Genomic DNA, 20,048 nt, shown 5'->3' on the forward strand with positions numbered 1-20,048 from the left:
TGGGTAACACCAACTGGAGGACCGAACCCGCATCTGTTGCAATAGATTGGGATGACTTGTGGCTAGGGGTGAAAGGCCAATCAAACTCGGAAATAGCTGGTTCTCCGCGAAAACTATTTAGGTAGTGCGTCGACCGAATACCCTCGGGGGTAGAGCACTGGATGGGCTATGGGGACTCACCGTCTTACTGATCCTAACCAAACTCCGAATACCGAGGAGTACTAGTCGGCAGACACACGGCGGGTGCTAACGTCCGTCGTGAAGAGGGCAACAACCCTGACCTCCAGCTAAGGTCCCCAAGTCATGGCTAAGTGGGAAAGGATGTGAGGATCCCAAAACAACCAGGATGTTGGCTTAGAAGCAGCCATCATTTAAAGAAAGCGTAACAGCTCACTGGTCTAAATAAGGGTCTTTGCGCCGAAAATGTAACGGGGCTAAAGCCATGCACCGAAGCTGAGGATTGTAGCAACCTTCGGGTTGCCGCAGTGGTAGCGGAGCGTTCCGTAAGCCTGTGAAGGGATACCTGTGAGGGGTCCTGGAGGTATCGGAAGTGCGAATGTTGACATGAGTAACGATAAAGGGGGTGAGAGACCCCCTCGCCGAAAGACCAAGGGTTCCTGCTTAAAGTTAATCTGAGCAGGGTTAGCCGGCCCCTAAGATGAGGCAGAAATGCGTAGTCGATGGGAACCACGTTAATATTCGTGGGCCTGGTGGTAGTGACGGATTGCGTAACTTGTTTGCTCTTATTGGATTGAGTGGGCGAGGAAGCGGTTCCAGGAAATAGCTCCACCGTATAGACCGTACCCGAAACCGACACAGGTGGTCAGGTAGAGTATACCAAGGCGCTTGAGAGAACTATGCTGAAGGAACTCGGCAAATTGCACGCGTAACTTCGGAAGAAGCGTGACCTCTTCGTACGCAAGTATGGAGGGGTGGCACAGACCAGGGGGTAGCGACTGTTTATCAAAAACACAGGGCTCTGCGAAGTTGCAAAACGACGTATAGGGCCTGACGCCTGCCCGGTGCTGGAAGGTTAAAGGGAGAGGTGCAAGCTTTGAACTGAAGCCCCAGTAAACGGCGGCCGTAACTATAACGGTCCTAAGGTAGCGAAATTCCTTGTCGGGTAAGTTCCGACCTGCACGAATGGCGTAACGACTTCCCCGCTGTCTCCAGCATAGACTCAGTGAAATTGAATTCCCCGTGAAGATGCGGGGTTCCTGCGGTCAGACGGAAAGACCCCGTGCACCTTTACTATAGCTTTACACTGGCATTCGTGTCGGCATGTGTAGGATAGGTGGTAGGCTTTGAAGCGGGGACGCCAGTTCTCGTGGAGCCATCCTTGAAATACCACCCTTATCGTCATGGATGTCTAACCGCGGTCCGTTATCCGGATCCGGGACAGTGTATGGTGGGTAGTTTGACTGGGGCGGTCGCCTCCGAAAGAGTAACGGAGGCGCGCGATGGTGGGCTCAGAACGGTCGGAAATCGTTCGTCGAGTGCAATGGCATAAGCCCGCCTGACTGCGAGACTGACAAGTCGAGCAGAGACGAAAGTCGGTCATAGTGATCCGGTGGTCCCGTGTGGAAGGGCCATCGCTCAACGGATAAAAGGTACGCCGGGGATAACAGGCTGATGACCCCCAAGAGTCCATATCGACGGGGTTGTTTGGCACCTCGATGTCGGCTCATCGCATCCTGGGGCTGGAGCAGGTCCCAAGGGTTTGGCTGTTCGCCAATTAAAGCGGTACGTGAGCTGGGTTCAGAACGTCGTGAGACAGTTCGGTCCCTATCTGCCGTGGGTGTAGGAATATTGACAGGATCTGTCCCTAGTACGAGAGGACCGGGATGGACATATCTCTGGTGGACCTGTTGTGGCGCCAGCCGCATAGCAGGGTAGCTATATATGGAATGGATAACCGCTGAAGGCATCTAAGCGGGAAACCAACCTGAAAACGAGTATTCCCTTGAGAACCGTGGAAGACTACCACGTTGATAGGCCGGGTGTGGAAGTGCAGCAATGCATGAAGCTTACCGGTACTAATCGTTCGATTGGCTTGATTGTTCTCATTGCTTATGTTCATCGAAGATGAACTTAAGCCATCTGTTTTGTCCTCACGCTGTCGCCGCAAGGCGGCTGCGCTGCGGACGGCGCGCCAAACGATTGGCGACGCGCTCTGCGCTTGCGGTCTTCGACCGGAAGAAGAGCAACAAAACGTGTTCAAAGACTAAAAAGGAGAGAGGCAACGCCTCCCTCGCCAGCTTCTCATTTGGTTTTGCTCCGTCGCCGGAGCAATTCTTGCCCTTAGTTGACCTGGTGGTTATTGCGGGGTGGCTGCACCCGTTCCCATTCCGAACACGGCCGTGAAACGCCCCTGCGCCAATGGTACTCCGTCTTAAGACGCGGGAGAGTAGGTCGCTGCCAGGTCTATTAATGGCAAGAATTATACCAAATACACTATCTTCTCAGAACAAAACCCGGCCAAAGCCGAACAGCAGGCCGCCCTCAAGCGGCCTTTTTGCTTCGGTATAATGCCGGAAAATATACAAACCGGCTGTCTTTCGATCGAAAAACAGCCGGTTCCGCTAAAGGCCTCTGCCTGATACGGAACATCAAGGCGACAAATTCTGCGAATTTGCGCTGAAATGAACAAGGGAAGGCAAATACAGCCCAACCTGTAAGCGACAAACCTTCGGTTTGCGCTATTGACGAAAACCGCCAGAAGGCGGTTTCCTTGTCGCGATATTCGGCTTCGCCGAATACGCTGGTAACGCGACAAATCCTAACGGATTTGCACGGTTCCGACATTCGGCTAAAGCCGAATGCAGAGATAACGCGGGGTGGAGCAGCCCGGTAGCTCGTCAGGCTCATAACCTGAAGGCCGCAGGTTCAAATCCTGCCCCCGCAACCAAACTTAAAACCAAAAAAACACCCAAAAGCCCGCGATCCGGAAACGGATGCGGGCTTTTCCACGTTCAAAGGGGGATGGAAAAGCGGGACGGCAAGCGGCAGGAGCAAAGGCCGCAGGTTCAAATCCTGCCCCCGCAACCAAACATACACAAAAGCCCGCGATCCGGAAACGGACGCGGGCTTTTTGGCGTTCAAAGGGGGATGGAAAAAGGGGGAGATGATAAAAGACCAATAACCGCATCAAGCCGTCGAACAGTAAGCCCACGGTGGAGGCCGTCTTGCGATGATGGGCTGTCGTTGCGGTCCGGCCTGCGGGCACTGGATTACCGCTTCTCACTCGACTATGGGATCCGGGCTTAGAACGAAGCCTTCAACTGTCCGCCGATATTCCAATCGGGCTTGTCTTGCTGACGGAATGTCGCTGATAACGACGTTTCGACCTTCCAGACGTCATCGATCTTCCAGCCGACCCGGCCGCCAAGGGTGGCGAAGTTCTGATCGTCGGCCGTGCCGGTGACATCCCCTACCCAATCGACCGAGGCCTTGGCGCCGTCCTTGCCTGCAAACGTCCGGCCAATGGCGCCTGCCACCGTATAGTCTAGTCGTCCGCCGGTATCATGGCTCCAGGCTACTTCGGCGCTCACGGTATCGGCCGTGGAGCGGCCGCCCTTCACTGTGGCTGCAAAGAGGTTCTTGCCGGCGGCGGATTCGCGGTAGCCATCGAGGTTCAGCCAGGATCGGGTAAACCGGGCAGAAAAGGCAATTTCATTGGCATCATCGGGCGCATAGATTGCCCCGATACGTCCATAGGAACTGAACAGCGGCCCGGATACTGCGCCACCGGCGAAGACCATATCATTGATGTTCACGTAACTGCGCGACAGGTTGGCTGATACTTTGGGGGAGCCCCAGGCGCCGATCTCGCCAAACGCGCGCCATTGCGCCTCCGGCGTGGTATACCGTGCCGCCCCGGCCAGAAGAACCAGTGTATCGATGGAAACATCGGTCCGGTTGGGGTTCACAACGGCGGCGCCGCCGAGAAAGCTCACGCCATTGCCAGCGTTCCAGCGTCCATTGAACCCGGCGGCAGCGTCGGAGCTGCCAAACGCGCTGAGATAATTGCCGCTGTCAAATCGCTGAGATTGACCGAGCAGATTTTGCGCGGTGTCCATTAGATCCAGCACGATTGATTGTCTCTGGCGCGCCAGCTGGTCAACCGAATTTGTCACCGACTTTGCTGTGGTAAACCCCAGCCGTGCAAAATCGATAGAATCGAGAAAAAGACCAGCCTCAAGGTCCGCCTCATTCAAAGGCCCTGTTGCCCCAACGATAACTGTCAGTTCGAGCGTATCCGAACCGGACACCCCGATCCGATTACCAACGGAGACATCATCTTCCAAAGGGCCAGTGATCTGGTGGTTTAGAACCGTCTTGCCGTCCTGCCGCGTGACGATAGAGGCCCCCTGCCCGTCTTGGGTGGTGACGAAGCCGCGATAGTCAACCTGATAAACGGTGAAACCACCGGGGTTGGTGACGGGAACGCTCAAGTTGCAGGTGCTTGTTGCGCGTTGGGTTCCAGAGCCGCCGCCCGCAGTTGCTGAAAAATCGTCGAACAAGACACTGGTGGCGTTGCCATCCGGCGAGGGAACGTTCGAAAAAGTGCCTTCAGCGCAGCCATTCGCAGCATATGCCGTGCCGGCGGCGGCGTTGAACACAGCAAAGGCAAACAAGTTCACAGTCAGATAAACGGGGGAACGCATGACAACTTACCCTGTAAGAAAAGTAAGGGGCAGCGTGTCGATGCTGCCCCAATCTGTTTTAAAATTAGCGGCAGGTACGCCACTGAAGCTTGTAGACGATGGCAGCCTTAACGTCCTGCGTATCGACTGTTGCCATGGCTTCCTTGTTTTTCGTGGTGTTGACGCGAATGCTGGAGTTTGTCCGCAAGTTCACGTCTTCGCCGCAGGCCGACCAGATCAGGGCATCTGCCACGAGCTTGTTGGAAATGAGGTAGTCCTTCTCGCGGGGACCGGTAAACGTCTGTGTGAAGGATGGACCGCGGGCGCCGGCAAAGAAGTATTCGACGTTGAACTGCGAGCGTGCGCCGCGTGGCAACTGATTGAAACCGCGGTAGTCGATGGCCAGGACCGAAACGCTGCGGCCTTGCGGGACATGGACCGGAATAGCGACATTGCAGGTCTTGCGATCAAAGGACTTGCCTGTCTCGCCACCGGCTTCCACAACATAGTTGTCAAACAGCAGGCTGAGGGCTTTGCCGTCGGGGCTGATCGTCGCCGATACGCTATCGGAGGGGCAGCCGCTGCCTCCATAGCCTGGTACGCCAAGTGAGATATCATCTGCATAAGCCGTAGAGGCCACGAACAGGGATGCGAATAGGATGCCGATAGCCTTCATGTGATTTCCTCGGTGTTGTCGAACGAAGCGGCTGCTTCGCCTCAGAATTAGAGCCGCTGATCTGAACCTTTGATGAGCGCGTTGTTCATCTAGAGGTCATTTAGCAAAGGTCTATGTGTAGGAAGGCCGGATTAATAAACTTTTAATCAAACACGACGGAAAGCGCGCAGTTGAAAGGCAAGATTGTGTCAAGGGAGGAATCTGGCGGCGGTCGCCGGTTTGACGGTTCAGCCGGGGTTCATCCATTTTGCGATAGCCTTCACGGTGCAAAAAAGCAGGCGGAGAGACGCGGGATGCAAAAAGCAATGACGACCTTCAAAGCCTTTGCCGTTGCCGCCACGATTGGCTTTGTCACAGCAGGCTGCGCGACATCCACGCCGGTCGATAGCGAAAGGTCTCATGCGCCTTCCGCGCAATTGATCGAACATCAACGCAAGCAGAAGATCCGGTTCCAGGAAGGGCACTACAAGCGGCTGTATCGTCCAAAGATCTGCCGGGATCGCCCAAATTGCGGCATTTGAGCAGGCATCTGCATAAGGAGCATGGCGCCGACCGGCAGAGATAGTGCGCTTGAAGTGCGTGATTCCGGCGTTGGAGCGGACGTGGCTTGTAACGTACAAGCAATCTTTTCATCCATTCTTTCAACGGATCTTGATCGTATGGTGGCCCCCTCCCCTATCAACGGCTTGGGGACCATCGCGTTGGCAAAGATAGAGCCGGCTGCCGTGCCCTGTCGCAATCAATGCCACATTGTACGACGCAATACCCGTTTTCTACTTGTGTATCAGGAATTGCCCTTGCGGCTTGTCTCGAAGAGAAACCACACGCGCTCTTCGGTTTCGTCGATCCAGTTTTCCAGGACGCTTGTACTCGCAACGTCGCCATGCTCGTCGCAAAGGGAGCGCGTTTCGCGCATGCGGGACAGAAGATCCGAATTGTCGTCGCGCAGCTCTGCCAGCATATCCTGCGGATCGACATAATCGGCATCATTGTCTGAAATTCGCTGGATCTTGCCGATATGGCCGATCGAGCGCAGCGTCGTGCCGCCGATCTTGCGGACCCGCTCTGCCAAGGGGTCGGTCATTGCCAGGATCTGTGCGGCCTGATCGTCGAAGAGCAGGTGATAGTCGCGGAAATGCGGACCGGACATATGCCAGTGGAAATTCTTCGTCTTCAGATAGAGGGCAAACACGTCGGCAAGCAAAGCTGTCAAAGCACCGGAGATATCCCGGGTCGCGTCTTCTGAAAGGCCGGACGGTGTTCTCAAAGGTGCCATACGGCGCGCACGCGGTGTCTTGTCGGTCATAACTCGGTTCCTTTGTTTCTGATTTGACGAGGCTTGTTCAGCGGATGGGTTGCAGAGAAAGGGGCGCGTTTGCAGGGAATGGTTCCTCCAAAGCCTCTTTGAGCAAATCCTCCTTGTTGTGCCTGCGATTGTTTGGCAGAACGAGATCTTGCAGGTCGAGGGGTTCTGGCAGCGAGGCAAGCGCGTCGCGGAGGTATTCGGGTTTGCTTGCGGCGTTTTTCATGGCCTCTGTATCCCGGTGCTTTCATGCTTGGACCCGCCCCTTCATATAAGGCACTGCTCCAGTTCTTGCAGTAGGGTCTTGCCGAATTTTCGGCGTTCTCTTGCCGGCTGCGCTTCTGCCAATAATCTCCAGCCGTCAGCCAATCTGCATCTGCGGCAGGGACCACCGGCTGATGATACAAAAGTACGGGATTGCTAAGTTTGTCTGTAAATTAGGTATATTTTACTGTGCTCTACGCCGATCTGCCTCTAATTTCGGCCGAACGAGCGACGCGCTCAAACGAACTTATGTACAGGAGACGAATGATGAATGGACGATCCCGCCGGGCCAAGCTTCTCGGCGCCGTTTTCAGCTTTGCGCTTGCCGCCACGGCAGGGGTAGCCCACGCCGAAACACCCGCAAATGCCCTGATAGTTGCCCAGTCGATCGACGACGCAGTCAGCTTCGATCCGGCTGAAGGCTTCGAATTAACGACGGTACAGTCGTTCAACAACCTATACCAGCGCCTGATCGAATCCGACCGCACTGACGGCACCAAGATCGGTCCGGCCGTTGCAGCCTCCTGGGAATCTGGCGCCGACGGCAAGAGCTTGACGTTTACACTGACCGGCAAGTCGGTTTTCGCCTCCGGCAATCCGGTTCGCCCGGAAGACGTGATCTTCTCGCTGACCCGCGCCGTCAAGCTCAACAAGTCGCCGGCATTCATCCTGAACGAACTTGGCTGGACGGCAGAGAATGTCGATAACGCTGTCGAAAAGATTGATGACACGCATGTCAAGCTGACATGGACCGCCGATGTCGGCCCAGCCTTTGCATTGTCGCTGCTGACCGCACCGATCGCCTCGATTATCGACGAGAAGACTGTTTCGGCCGAAGCAAAGGATAATGACTTCGGTAATGGTTGGCTGAAGACCAATTCGGCCGGCAGCGGCGCCTTCAAGATCGCCTCCTATACGCCGCATGAGGCGCTGGTGCTGGAAGCCAACGGCCAGTCGGCCGATAAGCCAAAGCTTGAAAACGTCATTCTGCGCAACGTGCCTGACGTCGCCGCCCGTCGCCTGCTGGTTGAGCAGGGCGATGCCGATATCGCCCGTGGCCTTGGCGCCGACCAGATCGACGCGCTGAAGGACAAGCCCGGTATCAAGGTGCTCTCGGTTCCATCTGCCCGCACGGATTACATCTTGATCAACTCCAAGGCCAACGAAACGCTCGGCAATCCCGCCTTCTGGGAAGCCGCCCGCTATCTGGTCGATTATAACGGTATCGCCAAGGATCTCCTGCGCGGCCAGAGCCAGGTGCATCAGGCCTTCCTGCCGGTCGGTTTCCCCGGCGCACTCACTGACACCCCATTCTCGCTCGACGTCGAAAAGGCCAAGAGGGTGCTCGCCGATGCTGGTATCAAGACGCCGGTCAAGGTCGAGTTCATCGTGTTCAACGATCAGCCGTTCCTGTCGATTGCGCAGTCGCTGCAGTCGTCGTTCGCCAAGGCCGGCATCGAGCTTGATATCCAGCCGGGTGTTGCCAGCGATATCTACGCCAAGGGCCGGTCGGGTCAGTATCAGATGACGCTGCGCTACTGGATTCCGGATTATTTCGATCCGCATTCCAACGCCAGCGCATTCTCCAATAACCGTGACAACTCGACTAATACGGCTGCAAAATATGCCGGCTGGGTGATCCCGGAACTGACCGACGAGACGCTGGCTGCTGTCAAGGAACAGGACCCCGCCAAGCGCACCGCGCTTTACGAAGACCTGCAGAAGAAGGTGCAGAAAAGCTCGCCTTTCGTTTTCCTGCTTCAGGGTAACGATCAGGTCGTGATAAGCGACAAGGTGAAAAACTATGTCCAGGGCCTGAACGCCGATCAGGTTTATTACGATCACGTGGAGAAATAAGTCATTGCAGAAAGCGGTCCTCCGCAGCCTGCCTGAGCCAAACAACTCCCGCCAGCATCGCTGGCGGGAGTTGTCTTTGCTCGGGCCTTTTTCAAAATGGCTCGTGTCCTTTGCGATGACGCTGCTGGGCCTCGCGCTGGTGACATTTGCCATGACGCGGCTCTCGCCGATTGATCCCGCCTTGCAGATGGTCGGCGACCATGCCAGCCAGTCCACCTACCAGGCCGCTCGGCTTGAGCTCGGCCTTGACCAGCCGCTTCCAGTTCAATTCCTGCGCTATCTGCAACAGGCGGCCTCCGGCAATTTTGGCCAGTCGATCTCGACAGGCCAACCGGTCGCCTCCGATATTGCCCGAACGTTCCCCGCCACGCTGGAGCTTGCTACCGCTGCGATCATCATCGGCAGCGTCATCGGCCTGACGCTCGGTATTGCCGCCGCCATGCGCCAGGGCGGGCTGGTCGATGCAATTGCCCGCTTCGTCTCGCTGTTTGGCTATTCCGTGCCGATCTTCTGGCTCGGCCTGTTGATGCTGCTGCTGTTTTACGCGCGCCTGCATTGGGCGCCCGGGCCGGGGCGGCTCGATGTCATGTTCCAATATACAGTGAAGCCCGTCACCGGCTTTGCCCTGATCGACACCTGGATGTCGGGCAAGGCCGGAGCATTCCGCGATGCGCTGGCGCATCTGGCCCTGCCCGCCATCGTTCTGGCTTTTCACGCCCTTGCCGGGATTTCCCGACTGACGCGCGCCTCGATCCTCTCCGAGCTTGGGCAGGAATATGTGCTGACTGCGCGCGCCAAGGGCGCGAGCCTTTCCCGTGTCGTCTTTGTCCACATCCTGCCGAACATTGCCGGCACGCTTCTCACCGTCATCGCGCTTGCCTATGCCAGTCTGCTCGAGGGCGCAGTGCTGACCGAGACAGTGTTTGCCTGGCCGGGTATTGGCCGCTACCTGACGACTGCGATGTTTTCCGGGGACATGCCCGCCATTCTCGGCGCCACGCTGGTCGTCGGCAGTTGCTTCGTGCTCCTGAACGCGCTCACCGATGTGGCTGCGGCCCGAATCCACAAAGGGCAGGCTCGATGAGTGCGCTGACAACACCGCAAATTTCGCCGGCACGCTGGCTGCGGCTCCGCTTGTCCCGTTCGCCATCGTTGACGACCGGGGCCGCCATCATCCTGATCGTGCTGTTTATGGCGATCTTTGCACCGTGGCTTGCGCCGTATGATCCGACGCTTCAGGAAACCGCTAACCGGCTGATGGCACCGAGCCAGCAGCACTGGCTGGGGACCGATGCGTTCGGCCGTGATATTCTCTCGCGGCTGATCTATGGCGCCCGTCCGACGCTGCTGCTGGTGCTGTTCGTCGTGCTGTTGATGGCGCCCGTGGGTATCACCATCGGTATTCTCGCAGGTTATCTCGGCGGTTTCGTCGAGCGCAGCCTTATGCGCATCACCGATATCGTCATGTCATTTCCACGCCTGCTGCTTGCCTTCGCCTTTGTCGCCATCATGGGACCGGGTCTGCTCAATGGTGCGCTGGCGCTAGCGCTGACCAGCTGGCCCGCCTATGCGCGGCAGGCGCGTGCCGAAACGGCAAAGCTGGCCAAAAGCGATTATCTTGCTGCTGCAGAAATGGTCGGCATCAAGGGCCCTCGCCTGTTGTTCGGCCATGTCCTGCCGCTTGTACTACCGTCGGCTGTCATCCGCCTGGCGCTCGATCTCTCGGGCATCATTCTGGCTGCAGCCGGACTGGGGTTTCTTGGCCTTGGCGTTCGTCCGCCAACGGCGGAATGGGGCTCGATGGTCGCCGACGGCACGCAGGTGATCTTCGATCAATGGTGGATCGCTGCAACGCCGGGCTTTGCCATCCTCATCACCTCCTTCGGCTTCAACCTGCTCGCCGACGGTCTGCGCGACCTGATGGATCCCCGCAATGACTGATGCCCTGCTGACAGTGGAAGACCTCACCATCTCGTTTCCATCGGATAACGGGCCTGTACCGGTCGTCAAATCCATCTCGCTCACGGTCGGCCGCGAGATCGTCGCCGTCGTCGGTGAATCCGGATCGGGCAAATCGCTGACCGGGCGGGCGATCATGGGCCTCCTGCCGCGCCGCGCGCACGTTCGCGCATCCCGCATGCTGTTCGAGGGCATCGATTTGCAGACGCTCGGTCCATCCGGCTGGAACGGTTTGCGCGGCAGCGGCATGGGGCTGATCCTGCAGGATCCGAAATTCTCGCTCAACCCAGCCCATCGCGTCGGCCGCCAGGTCGAGGAGGCGCTGCTGCTGCACACCAAGCTTTCTGCAAGGGAGCGCAAGCAGCGCGCCCTCGATATGCTGGTAAAGGTCGGATTGCCGGATCCGGAACGGATTTATGCAAGCTATCCCGCAGCACTCTCCGGCGGCATGGGTCAGCGCGTGATGATTGCCGCCATGCTGATCAACCGGCCGAAGCTGATCATTGCCGACGAACCGACCTCCGCACTTGATCGCGGTCTGCAGGATCAGGTGCTCACCCTCCTGCGTTCGCTGACGGAGGAATTCGGCATGGGGCTGCTGCTGATCAGCCATGATCTGCAGCAGGTGTCGCGTTATGCCGACCGGGTGATCGTCATGCGCCAGGGGGAGATCGTCGAGCGTCTGCCGGCATCCGAGCTTGCGCAGGCGCAAACGGCCTACACGCGCGGCCTCTGGGCAGCCCGGCCATCGTTCGCCACCTACGGAACGCGGCTGCCGGTGTTTGAAGACAGTGGAAACCCATCATGATATCAACCGTTTCGGTCGAACAGCTGTCGATTTCCTTCCCGTCAGCCAAGACACGCTTCACGGCCGTCAGCAACGTCGCGTTTTCTGTTGAGGAAGGTCAAACCTTCGGCCTGATCGGTCCGTCCGGATGTGGCAAGACCACTGTTCTGCGCGCCATTGCCGGGCTCAATACCAGCTGGACCGGCTTGATCGACATTTTCGGAGCCAAGCTCGAACCGGGCCGGAAGATCACCGGTGACACCCGCTGCAATATCCAGATGGTATTTCAGGACCCCTATTCGTCGCTGCATCCCCGGCACCGGATCGCGCATATCCTTGGCGAGCCGCTGAAGGTTCACGGCGCTGAAGGTATCGATGCCGCGGTGCGTATCGCCCTTGATCAGGTCGGCCTTTCACCAGCCATTGCAGGGCGTTATCCCCACCAGTTGTCGGGCGGCCAGCGGCAGCGTGTCGCGATTGCCCGCGCTTTGCTGTTGAAGCCGAAACTGTTGCTGCTTGATGAGCCGACATCCGCCCTCGATGTGACCGTTCAGGCAGAAATCCTCAACCTGCTCAACGATCTGAAGGCATCGCATCGCATGACGTTCATCCTCGTCAGCCATGATGCGGGGGTGATTGGCCACATGTGTGATCGCGGCGTCCTGATGAGCCAAGGACGCATCGCCCGTGAACTCGACCGTGCGGCGCTATCGGAATTGACAGAAGAAACCGTCGAGGCCGCCGCCTGAGACGAAACGCCCAGATATCGAGAAAATTTCCGGACTATTCTCTCAGTGGGACATGCCGGACTTGATCGCCTGTTCGGCAAGCGCCTCGGCATTCTGCGCTGGGGGCAGCTCGTAATTTCTGCGAGCCTTCGCTTTCATTTTCAGCAGGGACAGCAGCTCGTAGCCGCCTGTCCACCGGCCGAAACCGCTTTCGATGTTGATGTGGCCGGCCGGCCCGAGGTTTCTGACCTGCGTCTTCCAGAGGCGGCTGTAGAGCGACAGGCTTTCCAGCGGCATGTAGATATCGTTCAGGCTTCCGACCGTGATGGTTGGAAAGGGCAGAGTGCGGGTCGGCATCCGGCCAAAATGGATCGCGCCCGGATGAAGCCTTTCGGTGGTCGACAGATCGCAGGGGGCAACCAGCAACGCGCCCTTGATCAATCTTGCCGATGGCCGGTCCGCACATTTCGCGGCCAGCAGGCAACCAAGGCTGTGCGCAACGATATAGGCTGGCCCTTCCTGAACAAGCACCTCTTCAAGACGGTCTGTCCAAGCTTCAACCTTTGGGGATTTCCAGTCGTCCTGCTCGACCAAACGGCTTTCCTTATCGTCCTTGAGCCAGAACCGTTGCCAATGCCCGTCATCGGACCCGTTCAGCCCAGGCAGGATCAGGGTGGATGTCATTTGGTTGTTCCTCACCGTCTAACGCCGTCAGCTTTGGAAAGAGCGAGACCGTTCCAGTGCTGAGATTTCCTGCGAAATCTCGGATATGCGCTCGCGCAGATCACGTCGTGCCCGGTAACCCATTCCGGAAAAGCCCGCATCATCCAGGTCCAGCTTTGCTTCCAACTGGTCCCTCATGGTTTGAAGGCGGTCAAAATGTCTGAGCAAGCTCATTATGTCCTCACATCTGCAACGCGAAATCCCATGATCTGTCGATCAGGGTAGAGTGAGCATTATTATCCATAAATTTAGTAGACAAAAGAAACTGCAGACTATCCGTGACCGCGATTGCGGAAATTCGAGCCTGCCGGTTGTTGAGGACACGGAAAAACTCACGGGAAAAGTGTTTTTCAGCTTTCAGGATGACATGGGCGCCAAGCGTTCAGGGAAGTGGCGACTGGCAAACGGTTACCCCAGGCGTCATGCGCAGAAACGGATGGATGCGGGTTTCACGGTGGGTAAAAAAGTGCGGGTTGAGACCGGACTTTGGGCAAAACGTTTAAATTCGGGAACGGAGCAGGATGTCATTCGTTGTTTGCGGCCGCTGCATTGAGCATACTGACGGCGGTTGAAGTTCTCGGTGCCCTCTCCTCCCGGGCCATCGTTTTTCAACCGTTCCCTCTGGAGGTTAATCCTTCAAAACTCAGGGTCTCCGTTTACTGGAGGCCTTTTTTTTGACCTGTTTTTGAAGCGTCGCACACCCGCACTATGCGGTTCCCGTTCGCCGCCGCAGGATCTCGATCTCGTGCCGGTCAAGAGCGCGGGCCGACCCTTTCGCCAACTCGCCCAGCTTGATATCGTCGATCGCGACGCGAACCAATCGAAGGCATTCGATATCCAGGCCCTTGAGCATTCTCCGGATCTGACGGTAGCGGCCCTCACGCAGCTCGACTTCCAGCCAAGTGCTTCTTCCTCCCGACCGCAGAATCTCGACGGATGAAGCCTTGAGCATCTCGCCGCCCTCGCATACGCCGCGGCGCATATGGGCAATCATGTCGTCCGTCGGGGTGCTCCTCACCTGCACGTGATAGATCTTCCCGACATTGGTGACCGGATCGAGCAGGCGTTGGGCGAGCACCGTATCATTGGTGAACAGCAGCAATCCCTCGCTTGCCTTGTCCAAACGGCCGACGGGGGAAAGGAAGGGATTGTCCATCTGCGCAAGGCAATCGAACACCGTTGGGCGCCCTTCAGGATCGACCCTTGTCGTCACCATACCACGTGGCTTGTTGAGCATGAGATAGACGCTGGATTGCGCAACCAGCCGGATGCCGTCGACCGCAATGATGTCCTTATGAACGTCTGCCCATGTCAGGATATCGGTGACCACCCGCCCGCCCAGCGTCACGCGCCGTTCGGCGATCAGTGTTTCGGCTTGCGTGCGCGAACAATAGCCAAGTTTGGAAAGCGCACGGCAGATGGTTGCGCGTGCGCCGCTGTCGAATGCTTGTTTAGCCAAGTCGAAGTATTCCGGAAGCTTTGCTGCCTGGACTGCGCTGAGACACGCCACATCGTTTGCAGTTGCGCAGCCAATCAACAGGGCAGCGCGCGATCAAACATGGATGGGTATCGGAATCCCGTCGAACTGTAACGGGTGCGCAAAGGCGGTAGAGTGATCATGTCAGAAACCTGGCCGTCCCGAACGTCAAGCCAGGGCTTCTTCAACGTTCGGGCTAAGTGCCGGTTTTCGAGAGTTTAGACTCTCGCCGAAGGTGGATCACGATACGCGACATCATCTCGTTGCGTTTAGCCAAAACCGCTTAGAAGTCAAGCTGGGCGGCCTGCGGCGCTTTATCCATCGGCGGTTCGTCTGGACCCGCACGCGCCTGTTGCCCGATTGGGCAGGAGGCACTATCCATCAGGTCGACACGAAGGATTCCGCGATGAGTGAAGACATGCAACCGGCTCTAGTTGAAAGGAAGCGGGGCGAAGGTGCAAAATTCGTCTATGAAATCTTGCGCGACGACATATTGAACCTCGTGCTTGAGCCGGGAAGCCCGATTGACGAGATTCAGCTGTCGCAGCGGCTGTCTATGTCGCGAACACCCATCCGCGAGGCGCTGGTCAGGCTGGCGAGTGAAGGGCTGGTGACCACCCTTCCCAACAGGTCTACGGTCGTATCCCCGATCGACTTTCTGAACCTTCATACATTCTTCGACGCCATCACGCTGATGTATCGGGTCACGACCCGCCTTGCCGCGCAACATTACAAATCCGCCGACCTCGACATCATCCGCCAAAAGCAGAACGACTTCGCCGAGGCAGTGGCTGCACAGGATGCACTGGCGATGATATCAACCAATCGCGACTTTCACGCTGCCATCGCGGATGCGGGGCGTAACGCCTATTTCACAGGGCTCTTCTGCCGCCTGCTGGATGAAGGGCGCCGTATCATGCGGATTTACTACTCGTCATTCGAAGACCGCCTGCCCCATCGCTACGTCGTCGAACACGAGGATATGATCGTGGCGATCGAGGCGCGGGATATCGATCTGGCCGATCAGCTGGCCGCTGCCCATGCGGACCAGATCGTCAAACAGATACAGCAGATGATAGCAAGCGACCGGCGGGTCAGCGTTCCACTTTGACGGGCGGCGGCGCCGCGCTCTGTCAGTTTGATGCCTTCGATAGCGGAATATCAAGTGTCACATCAGCGATGATTTTTCTTGTCGACAAATAAAATACAAGATGTATTATCGACCTCAGGAATTAATCAGGGCTGGCGGTTTGCGATTGTGGGCGCAGCCTATTTAAAAGGGGAATCGTCATGAAGAACGGCATTTTTTCCGGCTGTATCCCGGCGTTGATGACGCCATGCAAGGCCGACCGCAGCCCGGATTTTGAAACGCTGGTCCATACCGCCAAGGATCTGATCGCTGCTGGCATGGCGTCGGTCGTCTATTGCGGCTCGATGGGTGACTGGCCCCTGCTCAGCGATGAACAGCGGATGGAGGGCGTCGAACGTCTCGTGAAGGCCGGCATTCCGGTTATCGTTGGAACGGGCGCCGTCAACACAGCCAAGGCTGTGGCACATGCCGCGCACGCGCAGAAGGTTGGTGCACAGGGTTTGATGGTTATTCCCCGCGTTCTCTCGCGTGGCCCGTCGATCGCGGCCCAGCGCCATCACTTCAAGGCCATTCTGTCAGCGGCACCGGATCTGCCGGCCGTTATCTACAACAGCCCGTATTACGGCTTTGCGACCCGCGCCGATCTGTTCTTTGCGCTGCGCAGCGAACATCCGAACCTCATTGGTTTCAAGGAATTCGGCGGACCGGCCGACATGCGCTATGCGGCCGAAAATATCACCAGCCAGGATGAAAACGTCTCGTTGATGATTGGCGTGGATACCGCAGTCTTCCACGGTTTCGTCAATTGCGGCGCAACCGGTGCGATCACGGGTATCGGCAACGTGCTTCCGAAGGAAGTCCTGCATATGGTGGCACTTTCGCAAGCGGCTGCGAAAGGCGATGTCGATGCACGCCGGCGGGCGCTGGAGCTGGAAGCGGCGCTGGCCGTGCTGTCTTCCTTCGATGAAGGTCCCGATCTCGTGCTCTACTTCAAGCACATGATGGTCCTGAAGGGGCATGCCGAGTACGCATTGAATTTTTACGAGACCGACGCCCTGTCTGCCAGCCAGCGCGGCTACGCCGAGGCACAGCTCGCCTTGTTCGATGCATGGTATGCGGAATGGTCCAAGCTTGCAGGCGCTGTCCAGAAATACGCTGCCTGAGCAAGGCAAGGAGAGGCCCTGCCTGATGGAGGGCCTCTCTGCGGAACGATGTCACCTCGATCCGATTGACAGCACGCCGAAACGCATGCACGAAAAAAGCGGTTCCGGTGGCTTTGTGAGAACATCTTATGGATCGCTTGATCGAAGCGCGATGGCAAGATCATCTGTGCGGCGCCGGATTTAATCCCCAATGGTGGACGCCGGCGGGTATTAGCCTCGTCGGCCCCCGGTATTTTGGTTACGATGCCGATTACCAGCAGTATCCCTTTGCTGCGGCGGCGACGTAGCGCTGTTTGGGTAGGATATTGAAAAATAGGAACCCGGCGGTGGCGCTCAGTATCAAAGACCCCAGGACCGTGCAGTTGGCCCGTGCTCTTGCTGAGCGTACAGGCGAGAGCATTACGACGGCCATACGTCATGCCCTGGAAGAACGTCTTCGCCGCGTTGGCTCTGACGCCCGTAAAGCTGCGTTGCTCGATGACATGGCCGCCAGCCGCCGTCGATGGAGTGCACTACCCGTTCTGGATAGTCGCTCTGATGACGAGATCATCGGCTATGACGAGAACGGCTTGCTGAACTGATGGTTATGGATACCTCCGCCATTTTGGCGATTGCTCAAAACGAGCCGGAAGCAATGACTTGCGAGCAAAACTGCGGATGTCCCGTGTAATATCAACCGCAACCATGTTTGAGGCCATACCGGCCGGAGCGCTTGTTCCACAAAGGCAACGATTTTTCGCAAACCGATACAAGAACGGCGTGATGCCGACGATGGAGTATATTTCATCGCCCCGGATCGTTCCTCGACACTGGCAAGGTTTGCGTCGCCGCTGTACTGATGCTTTGGACACGCGATTTTCGTCTCGAAAATTGCAATGAAACCCATGCGACGCCAACGCCCTTACGGAGTAGATCATGTCTAATGAAAAGCAGGGTTTGCCGGTTGGACACGACGCAGGGCGCGGTGCCTACGTTCTCGCAGCGACCTGCGATCTCAACGGTTGCTTTCGTGGCAAACGCGTGGAAGCGGCATCGCTCGACAAGATTTTGAAGAACGGCATCCGTATGCCGATGTCCTCCATCGGCGTCGATATCTGGGGCACCGATGTCTTTGCGAATTCTCTGACGCTGGATCAGGGCGATCTGGATGGTATTTGTGAGCCGACGGAGCGTGGGCCGATCCCTTTGGCCTGGACCGCAACGCGGGCGCAATTCGTGCCGATGTGGATGCGTGCGGAAACCGGAGAGCCATTTTTCGGTGATCCGCGCCGTACATTGGCCGATATCCTCAACAGGTTTCGTGCCGTTCAACTGACCCCTGTCGTGGCGACGGAAGTTGAATTCTATCTGATCGATCCCAAATCGCCACGGGCGAAGCCGCTGACGCAGATGCCGGTCGGCCATGCGGATGCCAAGGATACGATCTACTCGCTGGAGGAACTGGCCGAGGTCGGGCCTTTCCTCGACGATGTCTACGCGATGGCCGCCGCATGTGGCGTTGCCGTCGATGCCGCCACGTCCGAAAGCGGGCCGAGCCAGTTCGAATTCAACCTGGTGCATGGTCCCGATGCGCTCAGGGTGGCCGACGACACCGTCTTCTTCAAGCAGATCGTTCGCAACATGGCGCGCAAGCACGGGTTTGCTGCAACCTTCATGGCCAAACCCTACCCCGCACATTCCGGCAGCGGGCTGCATGTGCATTTCAGCATCGTGGACGCTCAAGGCCGCAATGTCTTCGACAACGGTGGCCCTGAAGGCACGGTTTTGATGCGGCAAGCGGTTGCTGGCCTGATCGACGCCATGCCCGATTGCACCGCTTTGTTTGCGCCGCATCTGAACTCGTTTCGCAGGCTCTGCCCGGATAGCCTGGCGCCAACCACGGCGGCCTGGGGTTATGAAAACCGGACGGCAGCTATCCGCATTCCCGGTGGTCCTGCCGTTGCCCGGCGGATCGAACACCGCGTCGCCGGTATCGACGCCAACCCTTATCTTGTGGTCGCAGCCATTCTGGGCGCGGCCATTGACGGGATCACCCGGCGCGCGGAACCGCCGATGCCAACGGCCGGCAACACCTATGCCAGCGACGCCAAGTCCCTCCCGGCAACATGGCTGGCCGCCCTCGACCTCTTCGAGCAAAGCGCAATCGTCAAACGGATTTTCCAGCCGAAACTGATCGAGATGTTCTCGACCTGCAAACGCCAGGAGCTTGCCGTGTTCAACCGCGATATTTCCGACCTGGAATATGCCAGCTACCTGCACAGCGTTTAAGACGGGCTTCGCGCAACCCAATGACGCCGTCGGGTGAGGCTGTTGTTATGAGTGTGGGCATGACATCATGTTTCCCATAGGCCAAAGCGGTCTCTGAGATCCCCAGTGCACATTTTCGTACGGACTTTTCAGCCGGTAGTCTTCCGGAAGTTGAGCTGGCTGGATGATGCAATCTCTTCCATCTGAGCCAACCCCTCGTTCCTTGCAAAAAGTGAACCCAACCGTCAGGGACGGTGGGACGGGTGTGCTCATCACCGGCTTCTTTTTTGGCAAATGCGGCATTTTGGCACATGCCTGCCTTGACCAACCGGTCGGGGCGGAATATTCGTTGGAGGAAAATAATTTGCCTTTAAGGCAATATCGGACTTGAAAGCGTATTCTGGGAGGAACGCATGATAATCCACGAGGCAGGTGCCGACGCGCACCTTGCGACGCGCATCGACAAGATGCATTCCCGCGACAGGGCAGGCCTGATTATCTTCATAACAGTGTTGTGGTGCACGATGGTGTTCGCCCTGGTGACGATCTGGCCCTACATCGCCGTACCCGCCATCCGGATCATCCTGACAACCGCTTGCGGCTTGGTTCTGGTGTTCAACACGGCGGCCATCATCGCGATGCTGAAGCACTACAGCGAAGACAAGCATTTCATTTACGGGCTCGACCTCAAGCATCTCGACGAGATGCGCCGGCGCCGGCGCTAGGAGGGGATCATGGCTTACAAACCACCAAAACAAAGCTTTGCCGGGCAGATTTTCGACGTCATCACCCTCTTGGTCCTGACTGTCGGTGCGCTCTATCTTCCGCTCTATCTTGGCCTCGCAGGAGCGGCCAAGACCCCAGCACCCATCGCCAATCCCACATGGGAGACGCTCGGCCAGAATGCCACCGAGCAGCAGCAGTGGGCAGCCCTTGGTATCACTGATCCGGCGGCAGCCAACGATATCATCACCGCCCGTTTCGACTATTCGTTCAGCTGGATAGCCCTCGTGGTCATGGCAATCCTGGTCATCGGCTATTTCGTGCTGGTGGTGCGATTGTCTGACAGGGAATATCGCGACGTCATCGCGGAGCGCTTCGGCGCCAAGAAGAAATAGTGGGGGCACC

At 57.5% G+C, this 20,048-nt stretch carries 20 protein-coding genes, 1 tRNA gene and 2 rRNA genes (1 of these 23 cut by a window edge); 17 read left to right on the forward strand and 6 right to left on the reverse strand.

Going from position 1 to position 20,048, the window contains the following annotated elements:
• The 3 genes from ACQY8Q_RS02980 to ACQY8Q_RS02990 all read left to right on the forward strand — a co-directional run.
• A 23S ribosomal RNA gene (locus tag ACQY8Q_RS02980) occupies positions 1 to 2,061 on the forward strand; it begins 746 nt to the left of the window's first position.
• A 248-nt stretch (positions 2,062 to 2,309) separates the two neighbouring features.
• Positions 2,310 to 2,424, forward strand: a 5S ribosomal RNA gene (rrf, locus tag ACQY8Q_RS02985).
• Between the two features lie 407 nt (positions 2,425 to 2,831).
• Positions 2,832 to 2,908: transfer RNA gene (locus tag ACQY8Q_RS02990), tRNA-Met, on the forward strand.
• A gap of 355 nt (positions 2,909 to 3,263) precedes the next feature.
• Here the strand turns inward: ACQY8Q_RS02990 and ACQY8Q_RS02995 are convergent.
• Positions 3,264 to 4,667: a DUF4360 domain-containing protein gene (locus tag ACQY8Q_RS02995; protein ID WP_428424499.1), complete on the reverse strand. Its 1,404-nt coding sequence runs from the start codon at positions 4,665 to 4,667 to the stop codon at positions 3,264 to 3,266.
• Between the two features lie 64 nt (positions 4,668 to 4,731).
• On the reverse strand, positions 4,732 to 5,322 hold the full coding sequence (locus ACQY8Q_RS03000; RefSeq protein ID WP_113247475.1) for a DUF4360 domain-containing protein: 591 nt from the start codon (positions 5,320 to 5,322) through the stop codon (positions 4,732 to 4,734).
• A 170-nt stretch (positions 5,323 to 5,492) separates the two neighbouring features.
• Here ACQY8Q_RS03000 and ACQY8Q_RS03005 point away from each other — a divergent pair, with 170 nt between their 5' ends.
• Positions 5,493 to 5,843, forward strand: coding sequence for a hypothetical protein (locus tag ACQY8Q_RS03005; protein WP_428424501.1), 351 nt, complete (start codon positions 5,493 to 5,495; stop codon positions 5,841 to 5,843).
• Between the two features lie 263 nt (positions 5,844 to 6,106).
• Here ACQY8Q_RS03005 and ACQY8Q_RS03010 read toward each other — a convergent pair whose 3' ends face one another.
• Positions 6,107 to 6,628 (reverse strand): Dps family protein, encoded by a 522-nt coding sequence (locus ACQY8Q_RS03010; RefSeq protein WP_428424503.1) that lies wholly within the window; start codon positions 6,626 to 6,628, stop codon positions 6,107 to 6,109.
• A gap of 37 nt (positions 6,629 to 6,665) precedes the next feature.
• Positions 6,666 to 6,851, reverse strand: a complete 186-nt coding sequence (locus ACQY8Q_RS03015; RefSeq protein ID WP_428424505.1) for a hypothetical protein — start codon at positions 6,849 to 6,851, stop codon at positions 6,666 to 6,668.
• 305 nt (positions 6,852 to 7,156) lie between these two features.
• Between ACQY8Q_RS03015 and ACQY8Q_RS03020 the strand changes: the two genes are divergently transcribed.
• The 5 genes from ACQY8Q_RS03020 (at position 7,157) to ACQY8Q_RS03040 (ending at position 12,241) form a co-directional block, all read left to right on the forward strand.
• Complete coding sequence (locus ACQY8Q_RS03020; RefSeq protein ID WP_428424507.1) at positions 7,157 to 8,746, forward strand: ABC transporter substrate-binding protein; 1,590 nt, start codon at positions 7,157 to 7,159, stop codon at positions 8,744 to 8,746.
• Positions 8,747 to 8,822: 76 nt separating this feature from the next.
• The gene (locus ACQY8Q_RS03025; RefSeq protein ID WP_428424509.1) at positions 8,823 to 9,830 is read left to right on the forward strand and encodes an ABC transporter permease; all 1,008 of its coding nucleotides are present in this window, start codon (positions 8,823 to 8,825) and stop codon (positions 9,828 to 9,830) included.
• Positions 9,827 to 10,687, forward strand: coding sequence for an ABC transporter permease (locus ACQY8Q_RS03030; RefSeq protein WP_428424511.1), 861 nt, complete (start codon positions 9,827 to 9,829; stop codon positions 10,685 to 10,687). The genes ACQY8Q_RS03025 and ACQY8Q_RS03030 overlap by 4 nt, the downstream gene beginning before the upstream one ends.
• Entirely contained in the window at positions 10,680 to 11,513 is an 834-nt protein-coding gene (locus tag ACQY8Q_RS03035) for an ATP-binding cassette domain-containing protein (protein WP_428424513.1), read from the forward strand. Before ACQY8Q_RS03030 ends, ACQY8Q_RS03035 begins: the two co-directional genes overlap by 8 nt.
• A complete protein-coding gene (locus tag ACQY8Q_RS03040; protein WP_428425538.1) occupies positions 11,513 to 12,241 on the forward strand; it encodes an ABC transporter ATP-binding protein in 729 nt (242 codons plus the stop codon). The genes ACQY8Q_RS03035 and ACQY8Q_RS03040 overlap by 1 nt, the downstream gene beginning before the upstream one ends.
• 42 nt (positions 12,242 to 12,283) lie before the next feature.
• Here the strand turns inward: ACQY8Q_RS03040 and ACQY8Q_RS03045 are convergent, their stop codons facing one another.
• Complete coding sequence (locus ACQY8Q_RS03045; protein WP_428424515.1) at positions 12,284 to 12,904, reverse strand: RBBP9/YdeN family alpha/beta hydrolase; 621 nt, start codon at positions 12,902 to 12,904, stop codon at positions 12,284 to 12,286.
• Between the two features lie 265 nt (positions 12,905 to 13,169).
• Here ACQY8Q_RS03045 and ACQY8Q_RS03050 point away from each other — a divergent pair, with 265 nt between their 5' ends.
• On the forward strand, positions 13,170 to 13,496 hold the full coding sequence (locus ACQY8Q_RS03050; protein ID WP_428424517.1) for a hypothetical protein: 327 nt from the start codon (positions 13,170 to 13,172) through the stop codon (positions 13,494 to 13,496).
• Between the two features lie 153 nt (positions 13,497 to 13,649).
• Here ACQY8Q_RS03050 and ACQY8Q_RS03055 read toward each other — a convergent pair whose 3' ends face one another.
• On the reverse strand, positions 13,650 to 14,402 hold the full coding sequence (locus tag ACQY8Q_RS03055) for a pseudouridine synthase (RefSeq protein ID WP_428424519.1): 753 nt from the start codon (positions 14,400 to 14,402) through the stop codon (positions 13,650 to 13,652).
• Positions 14,403 to 14,826: 424 nt separating this feature from the next.
• On the opposite strand from ACQY8Q_RS03055, the gene ACQY8Q_RS03060 reads away from it, so the two are divergent.
• The 7 genes from ACQY8Q_RS03060 to ACQY8Q_RS03090 all read left to right on the forward strand — a co-directional run bounded on the left by ACQY8Q_RS03060 (position 14,827) and on the right by ACQY8Q_RS03090 (position 20,038).
• A complete protein-coding gene (locus tag ACQY8Q_RS03060) occupies positions 14,827 to 15,531 on the forward strand; it encodes a GntR family transcriptional regulator (protein WP_428424521.1) in 705 nt (234 codons plus the stop codon).
• A gap of 179 nt (positions 15,532 to 15,710) precedes the next feature.
• Positions 15,711 to 16,673, forward strand: a complete 963-nt coding sequence (locus ACQY8Q_RS03065) for a dihydrodipicolinate synthase family protein (protein ID WP_428424523.1) — start codon at positions 15,711 to 15,713, stop codon at positions 16,671 to 16,673.
• 128 nt (positions 16,674 to 16,801) lie between these two features.
• Positions 16,802 to 16,960: a hypothetical protein gene (locus tag ACQY8Q_RS03070; RefSeq protein ID WP_428424525.1), complete on the forward strand. Its 159-nt coding sequence runs from the start codon at positions 16,802 to 16,804 to the stop codon at positions 16,958 to 16,960.
• A gap of 39 nt (positions 16,961 to 16,999) precedes the next feature.
• Positions 17,000 to 17,254: a type II toxin-antitoxin system VapB family antitoxin gene (locus tag ACQY8Q_RS03075; protein WP_428424527.1), complete on the forward strand. Its 255-nt coding sequence runs from the start codon at positions 17,000 to 17,002 to the stop codon at positions 17,252 to 17,254.
• A 334-nt stretch (positions 17,255 to 17,588) separates the two neighbouring features.
• Positions 17,589 to 18,941 carry a glutamine synthetase family protein gene (locus tag ACQY8Q_RS03080; RefSeq protein WP_428424529.1) on the forward strand — a complete coding sequence of 451 codons (1,353 nt, stop codon included), beginning with the start codon at positions 17,589 to 17,591 and terminating at the stop codon, positions 18,939 to 18,941.
• Positions 18,942 to 19,333: 392 nt separating this feature from the next.
• Positions 19,334 to 19,645, forward strand: coding sequence for a hypothetical protein (locus ACQY8Q_RS03085; RefSeq protein ID WP_426232523.1), 312 nt, complete (start codon positions 19,334 to 19,336; stop codon positions 19,643 to 19,645).
• 9 nt (positions 19,646 to 19,654) lie between these two features.
• Positions 19,655 to 20,038 (forward strand): hypothetical protein, encoded by a 384-nt coding sequence (locus ACQY8Q_RS03090; RefSeq protein WP_428424532.1) that lies wholly within the window; start codon positions 19,655 to 19,657, stop codon positions 20,036 to 20,038.
• Positions 20,039 to 20,048: the final 10 nt, after the last annotated feature.

Origin of the sequence: Pararhizobium sp., from assembly GCF_965279435.1 — a bacterium.
Lineage (GTDB): Bacteria > Pseudomonadota > Alphaproteobacteria > Rhizobiales > Rhizobiaceae > Pararhizobium.